Genomic DNA, 12,735 nt, shown 5'->3' on the forward strand with positions numbered 1-12,735 from the left:
CATTAGGATTTCTACTTACGGAATGGCATTCCCATAGCAGTAAGTAGTTCACGAGCTTCTTCGTCAGATTTAGCAGTAGTAACAATGACTACATCCATCCCACGAACTTTATCAACTTTATCATAAGAGATCTCTGGAAAGATCAATTGTTCTTTCAAACCGAGTGTGTAGTTACCGCGTCCATCAAATGATTTTGCGGAAACACCGCGAAAATCACGAACACGTGGTAGCGCAACGTTTACCAATCTGTCTAAGAAATGGTACATACGCTCACCGCGTAGGGTTACTTTCACACCAATTGGCATACCTTCACGGAGTTTGAAACCAGCAATGGATTTTTTCGCTTTGGTGATAACTGGTTTTTGACCAGCGATCAAGGTAAGGTCTTCCACTGCATTGTCCAATACTTTAGAGTTTTGAACGGCTTCACCAACACCCATGTTGATTACAACTTTTTCGACTTTAGGTAGCTGCATTACAGATTTGTAACCAAACTTTTTCTGCAACGACGGAGCTACCTCATTCAAATAAAGTTCTTTTAAGCGAGCCATCTGGGTACCTCCTTTCATGCGAAGAATTACTTATCTAGAATTTCACCTGATTTTTTAGCATAACGAACTTTCTTTTGTTCGCCGTTCTTACCATCAACGAATTTGTAACCAATGCGTGTTGGTTGTTTCGTTTTTGGGTCTTCGATCATCAAGTTAGAAACATGAATAGGTGCTTCTTTCTCAATGATGCCACCTTGAGGGTTCGCCTGTGTTGGACGGCTATGGCGTTTTACCATGTTTACGCCTTCCACAACTACGCGACCTTCTTTAGCAAGAACCTTGATTACACGACCTTTAGTGAATACTTTTTTACCGTCTGCATCGAAAGTTGGAGCTTCTTTCCCACGCATAACAAGTACAGTGTCACCTTTTTTGATGTGCATTTTTGCGCTCACAATCGGCACCCCCTTCATTCAGAAGTCATATATTTGATCCGATCAATTAGAGAACTTCTGGCGCTAGGGAGATGATCTTCATGAAATCACGATCACGAAGTTCACGAGCTACTGGTCCGAAAATACGGGTACCACGTGGGCTCTTATCTTCCTTGATCACAACTGCGGCATTTTCATCAAAGCGAATGTAGGAGCCATCTGGACGACGCACAGGACGTTTCGTGCGCACGACTACACATCTCACTACATCACCTTTCTTGACAACGCCACCGGGTGTTGCCTGTTTCACGGATGCAACGACGAGATCGCCGATCCCAGCGGTGGCTTTATTAGAACCACCCAACACACGGATGACCATTACTTCCTTCGCGCCGGAATTATCTGCTACACGAAGACGAGATAGGTTTTGAAGCATGAGTTTCCCTCCTTCCCGCTACTCTTTACGTGTCAATCATTAGATGATAACCGCTTCTTCTACGATTTCCACCAAGCGCCAACGTTTGTCCTTAGACAACGGACGAGTTTCCATGATTTTAACGAGATCTCCAGCTTTTGCTTTATTCTCTTCATCATGAGCTTTAAATTTTTTGGTAAATTTAACGCGCTTTCCATATTTGGAGTCACGTTTGTAGGTTTCTACAGAAACGACGATGGTTTTATCCATTTTATCGCTTACCACTTTGCCGATTCGAACTTTACGGCGTGTTGTGCGTTCGCTCATCCCTGTGTCCTCCTTTCGATTCCTAGTTCGCGCTCACGGAGAGCCGTTTTACAACGAGCAATGTCCTTGCGAACTTGGCCCAAACGGGTTGGGTTTTCCAATTGTCCAGTAGCGGACTGGAAACGAAGGTTGAACAGTTCTTCTTTGAACTCAGCAAGCTTTTGCTCGATTTCGGCGGTGGTCAACTCTAATAGCTCTTTCGCTTTCATTCGTTACCCCCCGCTTCACGTTTCACAAATTTCGTTTTAATTGGTAGTTTCATCGCAGCTAGGCGCATAGCTTCACGAGCTACATCTTCAGGTACACCAGCAACTTCGAACATGATTTTCCCAGGTTTTACAACCGCTACCCATTTTTCCGGGGAACCTTTACCGCTACCCATCCGTACCTCTAGAGGCTTTTGAGTAACTGGCTTGTCTGGGAAGATCTTGATCCAAACTTGTCCACCACGCTTCATGTAACGAGTCATCGCACGACGCGCTGCCTCAATCTGGCGGTTAGTGATCCATGATGGCTCAAGAGCTTGCAAACCATATTCGCCGAATGCTACTTCCGTACCGCCTTTTGCTTTACCGCGCATCTTACCACGGTGTGGGCGACGATATTTTACGCGTTTTGGTAATAGCATCGCTTATTTGCCTCCTTCCACTTCTCCCTTTGGAGTGTTTTTTGTTGGGAGAACTTCACCACGATAGATCCAAACTTTAACACCGATTTTACCGTAAGTCGTATCTGCTTCAGCAAAACCGTAGTCAATGTCAGCACGTAGTGTATGGAGTGGTACAGTACCTTCGCTATAACCTTCGCTACGAGCGATATCTGCTCCACCCAAACGACCGCTTACTAAAGTACGAACACCTTTCGCACCAACACGTAATGTACGACCGATTGATTGTTTCATAGCACGACGGAACGATACACGGCGTTCTAATTGTTGAGCAATACTTTCAGCAACCAGATTTGCATCAAGCTCAGGGTGTTTAATTTCGTGAATGTTAATGTGTACTTTTTTGCCTGTTAGTTTCACAAGAGCATTGCGAAGTGCATCTACTTCTGTACCGCCTTTACCAATTACCATTCCTGGTTTCGCGGTATGAACAGTGATGTTCACACGGTTCGCTGCACGTTCGATTTCTATTTTAGAAACGGCTGCATCTTTCAGACGTTTTTTCACAAAGTCACGAATTTTTAAGTCTTCATGAAGTAGATCTGCGAAGTCTTTTCCGCCGAACCATTTGGACTCCCAGTCACGAATGACACCAACGCGAAGTCCAATTGGATTCACCTTTTGACCCATAGCTTATCCCTCCTTATTCAGAGATTATTTTTCTTTTACAACCACAGTAATGTGGCTTGAACGTTTGTTAATTCGGCTTGCACGGCCCATTGCACGAGGCATGTAGCGTTTCAACGTTGGCCCTTCATCAACGAAAGCTGTTTCTACAACGAGGTTGTTTGCATCCATGTTGTAGTTATGCTCTGCATTCGCAACAGCAGACTTTAACACCTTCTCGATGACCGGCGAGGCAGCACGGTGGGTAAACTGAAGGACTGCGAAAGCCTCTTCTACAGACTTTCCGCGAATCAAATCAATTACCAAACGAACTTTACGTGGTGCAATTCGAATGTTACGCGCAATCGCTTTTGCTTGCATGCGTTGACCTCCTCTCTCGCGAATCGATCATCTACCGACGTTTCGTCTTCTTATCATCGTTACCATGACCTTTGTAGGTACGGGTTGGAGCGAACTCACCAAGTTTATGACCGACCATATCTTCCGTTACGTATACAGGAACATGTTTGCGTCCATCGTGAACTGCAATGGTATGACCAACAAAGTCTGGGAAGATGGTAGAACGACGAGACCAAGTTTTGACAATACGCTTTTCGCCTTTTTCGTTCAGCTCAACCACTTTCTTGATTAAGTGATCATCTGCAAAGGGTCCTTTTTTCAGGCTGCGGCCCATAGCTGAAACCTCCCTTCGAGTGAGGCTAGATAATAGTTTTTATTACTTCTTGCGACGACGTACGATGTACTTGTCAGACGCTTTGTTTTTCTTGCGAGTCTTGTAACCAAGAGTTGGTTTACCCCAAGGAGTAACAGGAGACTTACGACCGATTGGAGCACGTCCCTCACCACCACCGTGTGGATGATCTACAGGGTTCATGACAGATCCACGTACGGTTGGGCGTTTACCTAACCAACGAGAACGACCTGCTTTACCGATGTTAATCAATTCATGATCCAAGTTACCTACTTGACCGATTGTCGCGCGGCACTCAAGAAGAATCATGCGAGTTTCACCGGATACTAGACGAATGATAGCATAGCGACCTTCTTTACCAAGAAGCTGTGCGCTAGTACCTGCAGCACGTACAAGTTGTCCACCACGGCCTGGTTTAAGCTCGATGTTATGGATTACCGTACCTACTGGGATGTTGCGAAGTGGAAGAGCGTTACCTGGCTTGATATCTGATTCAGGACCGGAGATGATCTCTTGCCCTACTTTTAGACCATTTGGAGCTAGGATGTAACGTTTTTCCCCATCAACGTAATGAATAAGTGCGATGTTCGCAGAACGGTTTGGATCATATTCGACCGTCGCCACTTTCCCTACGATGCCATCTTTATTACGTTTAAAGTCGATCACACGGTATTTACGTTTATGGCCACCGCCTTGGTGACGTACGGTAATTTTACCTTGGTTGTTACGACCTGCCTTCTTGTTTAGAGGTTGTAATAGCGACTTCTCAGGAGTGCTAGTAGTGATCTCTTCAAAAGTAGAACTAGTCATATGACGACGTGATGGAGTCGTTGGTCTGTATTGTTTAATACCCACTTCGATTTCCCTCCTTTTTTAATCAAATGTGTAATTAAGCTTGGAAGATTTCAATCGCTTTGCTGCCTTCAGCAAGCGTAACGATTGCTTTCTTACGTTCTGGCGTCCGACCTGTATAACGACCATGACGCTTTTGCTTTCCTAGTAGACGATGTGTATTCACAGAAGCTACTTTTACGCCGAAAATACTTTCAACCGCTTTTTTCACTTCCACTTTGTTCGCACGTACGTCTACTTCGAAAACGTATTTACCTTGTTCCATCATCTCAGTAGAAGATTCTGTTACTACTGGGCGACGGATGATATCGCGTGGATCCTTCACTGGCCAAACACCTCCTCAACACGATTTACAGCCCCACGAGTGAAAATCACTTTGTCATGGTAGAGGACGTCGAGCACATTAACACCATCAGCTACGATTAATTTCACACCTGGGATGTTGCGTGCAGCAAGAGCTGCTTTCTCCTCTAAATCGTCTAAAACGATCAAAGTCTTTTTCTCCATGCCAAGATTTTTTAGCACTTGTACTAGCTCACGAGTTTTCGCAGCTTCAAGAGCTAACGCATCTAGCACTACTAATTCGTTATCCAATACTTTGGAAGAAAGAGCAGACTTGATAGCTAGACGACGTACTTTCTTTGGCAATTTGTAACCATAGCTACGTGGAACCGGTCCAAAGACTGTACCACCACCAACCCATTGTGGGGAGCGAATGCTACCTTGACGAGCATTACCAGTACCTTTTTGTTTGTATGGCTTACGACCACCACCACGAACTTCAGAACGTCCTTTTACCGCATGGGTACCACGACGCTGGGATGCTTGTTGCATAACAACTGCATCATGTAGTACGTGTTGGTTTGGAGTGATTCCGAACACCGCATCCGCTAGTTCGATCTCGCCCACTTCCTTACCATGCACATCTAATACAGTCAATTTAGGCATGTTATGTCCTCCTTTCTTTGCTCAGTTATACGCTTTTCTTAACAGATGATTTAACAATTACATAACCATTCTTAGGACCTGGAATACTACCTTTTACCAAGATCAGGTTCTTTTCAGCGTCTACACGTACAACCTCAAGGTTTTGTGTCGTAATACGCTCATGACCCATTTGACCTGGTAGAGTTTGTCCTTTGAATACACGGTTAGGAGCAACCGCACCCAAAGAACCTGGTCCACGGTGATAACGAGAACCGTGACTCATTGGTCCACGAGATTGATTATGACGTTTAATCGCACCTGCAAAACCCTTACCTTTCGATGTTCCAACTACATCTACAAATTCACCAGCAGCGAATAAGTCGGCTTTTAGAACACTTCCAAGTTCGTAGCTTGCAACGTCAACCCCACGAATTTCCTTTACGAAATGTTGTGGTGCCACACCTGCTTTTTTTGCATGTCCCATCTCAGGACGAGTAGCACGATGTTCTTTCTTTTCTTTGAGACCGATTTGGATCGCTTCATAACCATCCGTACCGATTTCTTTCTTTTGAAGAACGACACATGGCCCCGCTTCAACAACGGTTACAGTAGCAACTGTACCATCCTCATTGAAGACTTGAGTCATGCCGATCTTTTTACCAAGAATACCTTTCACGCCGTACACCTCCTACCCTATCGAAGTTAAGCATTACAATTTAATTTCGATGTCAACACCCGATGGAAGATCTAATCTCATCAGTGCATCTACGGTTTGTTGCGTAGGATTCACGATATCGATCAGACGCTTATGAGTGCGCATTTCGAACTGCTCACGGGAATCTTTATATTTATGAACCGCCCGCAAGATCGTATAAACAGATTTCTCTGTTGGAAGCGGAATCGGACCTGACACGCTAGCGCCCGTACGCTTCGCAGTATCAACGATTTTCACCGCCGATTGATCTAGGACACGGTGGTCATAGGCTTTCAGCCGAATGCGAATCTTTTGTTTTGCCATTAGTAACCCTCCTTCGCTCATTTTTCTTAAATGAACTTCTCCGCAGAAATTTCTCCCGACCTAGGCCATGGCAAAGGGGCCGGGTGTGTCGGCAACCTTCTGCTTCATCGCTGTTCATGACCAACATTCGCTATTATATAGAAAATATAAAACAGATGCAAGGAAAAAAAGCATCTGTCTAAAAGGTAAATTCTATGATGTCAGCGAAGCGGTGTAAGTAAAGTTCTAGAGAAGACTGCAGAAGACATTTTATCAGATTGAAATGGGAATGACAAGGATGTTTGAAGAAATTGGTATTCCTAAAATAAAACATTGACAGGTTTAAAGAACATACTGTATATATGAATATATAGACTATAATGTATTTCAAAATTTGCAGGAGGAGATCGAATGTCACAAAACGTCGCAATCCAGACAGTAGGACTATCCAAACACTACGGCCCTACGAAGGCTTTACAGAACATTGATATCTCTATACACACGGGAGAGTTGATTGCATTACTCGGGGAAAATGGAGCTGGAAAGTCTACTCTCTTTCAACTATTAACCGGACTCATTACACCAACCGCTGGCTCCATCCAAATAGGAGGACAAAACTTATCTCAAAATCCACTTGCTTGCAAAAAACGAATTGGACTTTTGTTTGGTAATGACTCTGGTCTTTATCATCGTTTAACGGCGTATGAAAACATCTTATATTTTGCAAAATTTTATGATGTACCCGATTCTGTGGCCCGTCAGCGAATTGATGAGTGGGCTGAGCAACTTCTACTTACCCCACATCTCCACAAAAAAGCAGGAGAACTCTCTAAAGGGAATTTGCAGAAAACCGCTATCTTACGAACACTTATCCACAACCCAGACTATCTACTGTTTGACGAGCCTACAACTGGTCTCGATATCGCCGCGTCACTTGCGTTTCAAGACTTAGTAAAATCACTACAACAATCCGGAAAAACCATCCTCTTCTCCACTCATATCTTAGAGGAAGTAACTCACTTAACGGATAAAATTATCACCTTGTCACAAGGAAAAATGATCTATAACGGAACCATTTCCAATCTCTATCAGGAGCTTCAAACAGATAACTTGCGGGATATCTTGCGAAATTGGATTCAAGGAGGAATTTCATCATGAAGCTAATGTGGCATATTGCGAAGAAGGAATTATTGGAGCAATTTCGAGATAAACGAACACTCTGGATGTCAATCCTGATCCCATTGTTACTCATCCCAGGAATCTTCCTGCTGATTGATCGTATGCAATCTTCTGAAGAACCAAAAATCGAAATGGGCGTTAGCTCGCAAGTACCTGCAGATTTACAAACAGCTATTAAGAAATCAGCCCCTGGAAAACTTGAGCTAAAAACCATGTCGCCCGAAGAGGCCAAGAAGTTCATGAAGCAAGGGGATCTTACAGCATATCTAGAGGTAGAAACAGATCCATCAGGATCACCTAAGCAGTGGATCCTAGAAATCCCTGATGACTCTGGATACAAAACGGTTCTCCAGTCTCATATCAATCAACAGCTCTTACAACAATATCTCTCCCAGAAGAATATCTCTCCCTCCGATTTACCTAAGCTACAAATGAAATCGGCTGAAGGTGCCCCAAACATTTTTTCTGGATTCTATCTGATATCATTTCTGATTGGTGTCGCACCACTTACGGGCGGGATGATGATTGCCATTGACTCTATAGCTGGTGAGAAGGAACGTAGAACGATCGTCTCATTACTTGGACTACCTGTTCCAACATGGAAATTATGGATTGGAAAGTGGATCGGTGTTACAGGAATGATTATGGTTACTACCTTGATTTCCGTCAGCTCACTACTTGGAATCCAGCCGTATTTATCAAGTCCAGCCATTAAATTCGATCAGCTTATTTCCATCGGATCTATTCCATTGATTGGCTTCGTACTTTGTATACTCTTCTATGTATTGGTCATATCTGCTCTACTACTCATCATGAGTACATTTGCCCGTAGCTTTAAAGAAGCACAAAACTATCTAAGTCCGCTCATGATGATTGTATTGGCCGGAACTTTTGTCATCATGCAACAAACTGGTTCTCAATTACCCAGCTATCTGTTCTGGATTCCACTTTGGAATGTGCATGCCGTTCTTTATGAAATCCTTCATCAAAGCATAGGAACTACGGACATCATCATCACGTTTGCTTCCTGCTCTGCTCTAAGCCTTGCACTTGTAGCGTACGGAGCCTTTCTCTTTCAAAAACCCAAACATATGCTTTAGGAGATGGATTTCATGTGGAAAGATGCTTGGTTTTTATCGAAACGGGATTTATCGGGAGCGATGATTCATATCGTTCCTTACTTCTTACTCAACAGTTTTTTATACGTGATGTTAGCCAGCACATTTGTAACGAAAAGAGAGGGCGTTTTAGACCGCCCTTTGACTTGGGTCACGACCGTTTTTTTATTATCTTTAATCACTTTTCCTTACTATACAAAGCGCCATCATGCCTCTTATAGGCTCGTTGGAAGCGACTTGAGTCGAAGAGAAATAGCGTTTTTTCGTACCTTTTCCATTCATCCGAACGTAATCGTGTACAGCCGGATTCTCAGTATACTACTAGTAGCGTGTATGTACCTCATGATTCTAGTACCCATAACCTATATCGGCTTAAAAACATACTATCCATACACTGAAACCCATATCACATCCATGATAATTCTTTCATTGGCTGTATCTATTCTAATTAATACAATTTTACTGTTTACAGAAGTAATATTATCCTATAGAGCATTTTTCTGGCTCTCACTCTTTATCTATTTGATACCTTTGTTTACTTTGGTTATCCTGCAATACAAGTATAATCAACATATCGTTCAATTGCTTGCTACAGTAGCACATTCACTTACTATCGTTGGTTGCCTGAGCGCACTCCTCATCTCAGTATCGCTCCTGTATATAGTCACACAATCTATGATTAGGCATGTTCGCCTCAAATAGGGAGGGAGCAAATAACATGCAACTACCTATCAATGTTAAATTAGATCATGCCCTACCGATCTATCAACAGATACAAGATCAACTAAGTCAACTAATCTTAAGCGGGCAACTACCTCCCGGGAGCCCACTTCCTTCGATTCGGGCTCTGGCTATTGATTTATCTTGTAGTATCATTACAACCAAACGTGCGTATCAAGAGTTAGAACAAAAGGGGTTCATCGTTGTCAAGCAAGGACGTGGCACCTTCGTCTCCTCACTCGAAGAAATCGACGTGCCTTCAGCGCAGCAAAAAGAAGTCGAAAAAGCGATTCAAGAACTTTTCCAATTTCTAAAACGAATTCATGCTTCTCCTGAAAAAGTAGAAACCATTCTTATAAAGCAACTCCATTTATTTCAAAAATGGCACCAAGAGAAAACAGAGGAGGATGCTTGATGCTCCTAACCACTCACCAATTAGAGAAAAAGTATCCACACAAAGAGATCGGCCCTATACAACTATCCTTAGAATCAGGAATCATCTCCGGTTTAGTTGGACCGAATGGCTCTGGGAAAAGTACGATTCTACAGATGATTTCTGGGGCGGAACACCGGGACCACGGAGAGATCTCCATCTTCGGCAAACCCATTGCCGAATTACAACAATCAGAAAAGCAGTTCGCCTATGTCCCAAGCCATTATCAAGGATCCCCTTACTGGACTGGAAATGACCTAATCTCTTGGTATCGTCACTGGTATCCCAAATGGAATCAAGATCAAATGCAACAGTTTATGAAGCAATTCGATTTTGAGTTACATGTACCCTATGAAAAACTATCCACAGGAAATCAGCGAAAACTGTTAATTAGTCTCGCTATGTCTACGGAGTCTGATCTATTACTCCTAGATGAGCCGTCAAATGGTCTAGACTTTCTGTCCAAAACCGTCTTGTACGAGTCGATACAGATTTGGATGGAGAAGTCAGAGCGATCTATTTTACTTGCCTCTCATGATGTAGATGAGATCAACAAACTGATGGACCATATCACACTCATTCATCAAGGAAAACAGGTTCGGTCTTTTGGTAAGGAGGAAGAATTAGGTCAGTGGGGATATGTATGGATCTCGAATCAAGCTACAATCTCTGTTCCTGAAGAAGTGGTAACTACCATCCCATCCAGCATGACCCAATGGATCACTCAACATCTCCCTAAAACACGATCTATGCTCGAATCAAAACAAATCGATTATCGATACAATGTTATGCAAATGAATGAGATTCTAGAATGGATGTATAAAACAATAGATAAACAAACACGATAGTTAGATGTGTATTATCTATATCTATATCAATCAATTTCAAATATAGCCAACTAACAACAAAAAAGCCCCATGTCTGTCCGGATCAGACATGAGGCTCATCTTATATTAGACAACATAAAGTAGTCAATTAGCGTGCGTTACTATCAATTAAATATCTTTTTGCTGTAAAGTTAACAGGGGTGTGGAAAAACATATTCGTTACATTTGAGTGGATACTTAGAGTATAGACGACATCCTCCATGCATTTTACGTGTAGTGGATCGATGTGCTTAAATGTGACAAAGGTATAATCATCTAATACTTCATCATCAATTTCAATATTGGATTGATAAATAAGTGTAGCACCTCTTCTAATCTCCACTGTTACATATTGGGTGCTCGTAGCATTCGTATTATCGTTATTAACATGAATAATTCCATCTAATTCAACAAGGCTTGTTCCACAAACTAATGGAAATCGAACGGTTGCCACTCTTGTTGGAGCAGTTGGGCTTGTAGAAATTTGCGTAGAAGAACCTCCCGGTGTTGTACTCCCATACTGATGATATCGAATGTCCACCAAGTGAGCCATCCTCAAATTCCCCCTGTTATGATTTTGAACATAAAGGACATATTTTTACATGTTAGCTTTAAATGATACTATCATTGTTCACTGATATAATATGAGAATAAAATGCAAATGAAAGTGTCATTTTACCCTCTCCATTCACCTGTTTTTCAATACAGAAAAAGCCTTACAGTCTGTCCGGATCAGACCATAAGGCTTTTTTCTATGAGTATAGTCAATCAGTGTCTACGAAGTAAGAACTACTCGATGATAGAAGTTACTGCACCAGCACCAACAGTACGTCCACCTTCGCGGATCGCGAAACGTGTACCATCTTCGATCGCGATTGGAGCGATAAGCTCAACAGTCATTTCGATGTTGTCGCCAGGCATACACATTTCAGTACCTTCAGGAAGCTGGATAACACCCGTTACGTCAGTTGTACGGAAATAGAATTGTGGACGATAGTTAGAGAAGAATGGAGTGTGACGTCCGCCCTCTTCTTTACTTAATACATATACTTGTGCTTTAAACTTGGTATGTGGTTTCACAGAACCCGTTTTAGCAAGTACTTGACCACGAGCGATATCTTTGCGGTCTACACCACGAAGAAGAGCTCCAATGTTATCACCAGCAACTGCAGAGTCAAGAAGTTTACGGAACATCTCAACACCGGTTACGATGGATTTACGAGTTTCAGTAAGACCGATGATTTCGATCTCGTCGCCTACTTTAATGGTTCCACGTTCTACACGTCCGGTAGCAACAGTACCACGACCAGTAATGGTGAATACGTCCTCTACTGGCATCAAGAAAGGCTTATCTGTAGCACGTTCTGGTTCTGGGATGTAAGCATCTACTTCGCTCATCAATTCAACGATACGATCAGCCCACTCGCTGCTTGGATCTTGAAGTGCTTTTAGAGCAGATCCTTTAACAACTGGGATGTCATCGCCTGGGAATTCGTACTCAGAAAGAAGTTCACGAATTTCCATTTCAACGAGTTCCAATAGCTCTTCATCGTCAACCATGTCCACTTTGTTCATGAATACAACGATATAAGGTACGCCTACCTGACGAGATAGCAAGATATGCTCACGTGTTTGTGGCATTGGGCCGTCAGCTGCAGATACAACCAGAATCGCTCCGTCCATTTGCGCAGCACCTGTAATCATGTTTTTCACATAGTCAGCATGTCCTGGGCAGTCAACGTGTGCATAGTGACGGTTGTCTGTTTCGTACTCAACGTGTGCAGTAGAAATGGTGATACCACGCTCACGCTCTTCTGGTGCTTTATCGATTTGGTCATAAGCAGTAGCAGTTGCTCCACCTTTTTGAGCCAATACAGTTGTGATTGCAGCAGTCAATGTTGTTTTACCGTGGTCAACGTGACCAATTGTACCAATGTTAACGTGTGGCTTATTACGCTCGAACTTGGCTTTTGCCATGATAAAATCCTCCT

General features: G+C 42.9%; 21 protein-coding genes. 5 read left to right on the top strand and 16 right to left on the bottom strand.

The window, feature by feature from the left end:
• Positions 1-11 precede the first annotated feature (11 nt).
• From rplE to rpsJ, 14 genes are read right to left on the bottom strand one after another with little or no spacing between them, the layout of a single operon-like run.
• Complete coding sequence (rplE, locus tag BT147_RS07035; RefSeq protein WP_072332789.1) at positions 12-551, bottom strand: 50S ribosomal protein L5; 540 nt, start codon at positions 549-551, stop codon at positions 12-14.
• Between the two features lie 26 nt (positions 552-577).
• On the bottom strand, positions 578-934 hold the full coding sequence (rplX, locus tag BT147_RS07040; RefSeq protein ID WP_072333097.1) for a 50S ribosomal protein L24: 357 nt from the start codon (positions 932-934) through the stop codon (positions 578-580).
• A 58-nt stretch (positions 935-992) separates the two neighbouring features.
• Positions 993-1,361, bottom strand: a complete 369-nt coding sequence (rplN, locus tag BT147_RS07045; protein ID WP_072332792.1) for a 50S ribosomal protein L14 — start codon at positions 1,359-1,361, stop codon at positions 993-995.
• Positions 1,362-1,400: 39 nt separating this feature from the next.
• Complete coding sequence (gene rpsQ, locus BT147_RS07050; protein ID WP_072332795.1) at positions 1,401-1,667, bottom strand: 30S ribosomal protein S17; 267 nt, start codon at positions 1,665-1,667, stop codon at positions 1,401-1,403.
• Positions 1,664-1,876: a 50S ribosomal protein L29 gene (gene rpmC / locus BT147_RS07055; RefSeq protein ID WP_072332798.1), complete on the bottom strand. Its 213-nt coding sequence runs from the start codon at positions 1,874-1,876 to the stop codon at positions 1,664-1,666. Before rpmC ends, rpsQ begins: the two co-directional genes overlap by 4 nt.
• Positions 1,873-2,295: a 50S ribosomal protein L16 gene (gene rplP / locus BT147_RS07060; RefSeq protein WP_072332801.1), complete on the bottom strand. Its 423-nt coding sequence runs from the start codon at positions 2,293-2,295 to the stop codon at positions 1,873-1,875. Before rplP ends, rpmC begins: the two co-directional genes overlap by 4 nt.
• A gap of 3 nt (positions 2,296-2,298) precedes the next feature.
• Positions 2,299-2,964 carry a 30S ribosomal protein S3 gene (rpsC, locus tag BT147_RS07065; RefSeq protein WP_072332804.1) on the bottom strand — a complete coding sequence of 222 codons (666 nt, stop codon included), beginning with the start codon at positions 2,962-2,964 and terminating at the stop codon, positions 2,299-2,301.
• Positions 2,965-2,988: 24 nt separating this feature from the next.
• The gene (gene rplV / locus BT147_RS07070) at positions 2,989-3,321 is read right to left on the bottom strand and encodes a 50S ribosomal protein L22 (protein WP_072332806.1); all 333 of its coding nucleotides are present in this window, start codon (positions 3,319-3,321) and stop codon (positions 2,989-2,991) included.
• A gap of 31 nt (positions 3,322-3,352) precedes the next feature.
• On the bottom strand, positions 3,353-3,634 hold the full coding sequence (gene rpsS, locus BT147_RS07075; RefSeq protein WP_072332809.1) for a 30S ribosomal protein S19: 282 nt from the start codon (positions 3,632-3,634) through the stop codon (positions 3,353-3,355).
• Between the two features lie 42 nt (positions 3,635-3,676).
• Positions 3,677-4,507: a 50S ribosomal protein L2 gene (rplB, locus tag BT147_RS07080; RefSeq protein ID WP_072332812.1), complete on the bottom strand. Its 831-nt coding sequence runs from the start codon at positions 4,505-4,507 to the stop codon at positions 3,677-3,679.
• Between the two features lie 34 nt (positions 4,508-4,541).
• Positions 4,542-4,829 (bottom strand): 50S ribosomal protein L23, encoded by a 288-nt coding sequence (gene rplW, locus BT147_RS07085; protein ID WP_072332814.1) that lies wholly within the window; start codon positions 4,827-4,829, stop codon positions 4,542-4,544.
• Entirely contained in the window at positions 4,826-5,452 is a 627-nt protein-coding gene (gene rplD / locus BT147_RS07090) for a 50S ribosomal protein L4 (protein ID WP_072332817.1), read from the bottom strand. Before rplD ends, rplW begins: the two co-directional genes overlap by 4 nt.
• Positions 5,453-5,477: 25 nt before the next feature.
• Positions 5,478-6,107 (bottom strand): 50S ribosomal protein L3, encoded by a 630-nt coding sequence (gene rplC, locus BT147_RS07095; RefSeq protein WP_072332820.1) that lies wholly within the window; start codon positions 6,105-6,107, stop codon positions 5,478-5,480.
• A gap of 33 nt (positions 6,108-6,140) precedes the next feature.
• Positions 6,141-6,449 (bottom strand): 30S ribosomal protein S10, encoded by a 309-nt coding sequence (gene rpsJ / locus BT147_RS07100; protein ID WP_093291968.1) that lies wholly within the window; start codon positions 6,447-6,449, stop codon positions 6,141-6,143.
• 390 nt (positions 6,450-6,839) lie between these two features.
• Between rpsJ and BT147_RS07105 the strand changes: the two genes are divergently transcribed.
• The 5 genes from BT147_RS07105 to BT147_RS07125 are packed head-to-tail and all read left to right on the top strand — an operon-like array spanning position 6,840 to position 10,726.
• Complete coding sequence (locus BT147_RS07105; RefSeq protein WP_072332826.1) at positions 6,840-7,586, top strand: ABC transporter ATP-binding protein; 747 nt, start codon at positions 6,840-6,842, stop codon at positions 7,584-7,586.
• Positions 7,583-8,707: an ABC transporter permease gene (locus BT147_RS07110; protein ID WP_072332829.1), complete on the top strand. Its 1,125-nt coding sequence runs from the start codon at positions 7,583-7,585 to the stop codon at positions 8,705-8,707. Before BT147_RS07105 ends, BT147_RS07110 begins: the two co-directional genes overlap by 4 nt.
• Positions 8,708-8,719: 12 nt before the next feature.
• A complete protein-coding gene (locus tag BT147_RS07115; protein WP_072332832.1) occupies positions 8,720-9,427 on the top strand; it encodes a hypothetical protein in 708 nt (235 codons plus the stop codon).
• A gap of 16 nt (positions 9,428-9,443) precedes the next feature.
• A complete protein-coding gene (locus BT147_RS07120; RefSeq protein WP_072332835.1) occupies positions 9,444-9,860 on the top strand; it encodes a GntR family transcriptional regulator in 417 nt (138 codons plus the stop codon).
• Positions 9,860-10,726, top strand: a complete 867-nt coding sequence (locus BT147_RS07125; protein WP_072332838.1) for an ATP-binding cassette domain-containing protein — start codon at positions 9,860-9,862, stop codon at positions 10,724-10,726. Before BT147_RS07120 ends, BT147_RS07125 begins: the two co-directional genes overlap by 1 nt.
• 127 nt (positions 10,727-10,853) lie before the next feature.
• On the opposite strand, the gene BT147_RS07130 is transcribed toward BT147_RS07125, so the two are convergent.
• Together BT147_RS07130 and tuf are read right to left on the bottom strand one after the other, a co-directional pair.
• Positions 10,854-11,297, bottom strand: coding sequence for a hypothetical protein (locus tag BT147_RS07130; RefSeq protein WP_072332841.1), 444 nt, complete (start codon positions 11,295-11,297; stop codon positions 10,854-10,856).
• A gap of 236 nt (positions 11,298-11,533) precedes the next feature.
• The gene (gene tuf, locus BT147_RS07135; RefSeq protein ID WP_072332844.1) at positions 11,534-12,721 is read right to left on the bottom strand and encodes an elongation factor Tu; all 1,188 of its coding nucleotides are present in this window, start codon (positions 12,719-12,721) and stop codon (positions 11,534-11,536) included.
• Positions 12,722-12,735 lie beyond the last annotated feature (14 nt).

Source organism: Thermoactinomyces sp. DSM 45891 (assembly GCF_900119485.1).
In the GTDB taxonomy this organism is placed as follows: domain Bacteria; phylum Bacillota; class Bacilli; order Thermoactinomycetales; family Thermoactinomycetaceae; genus Baia.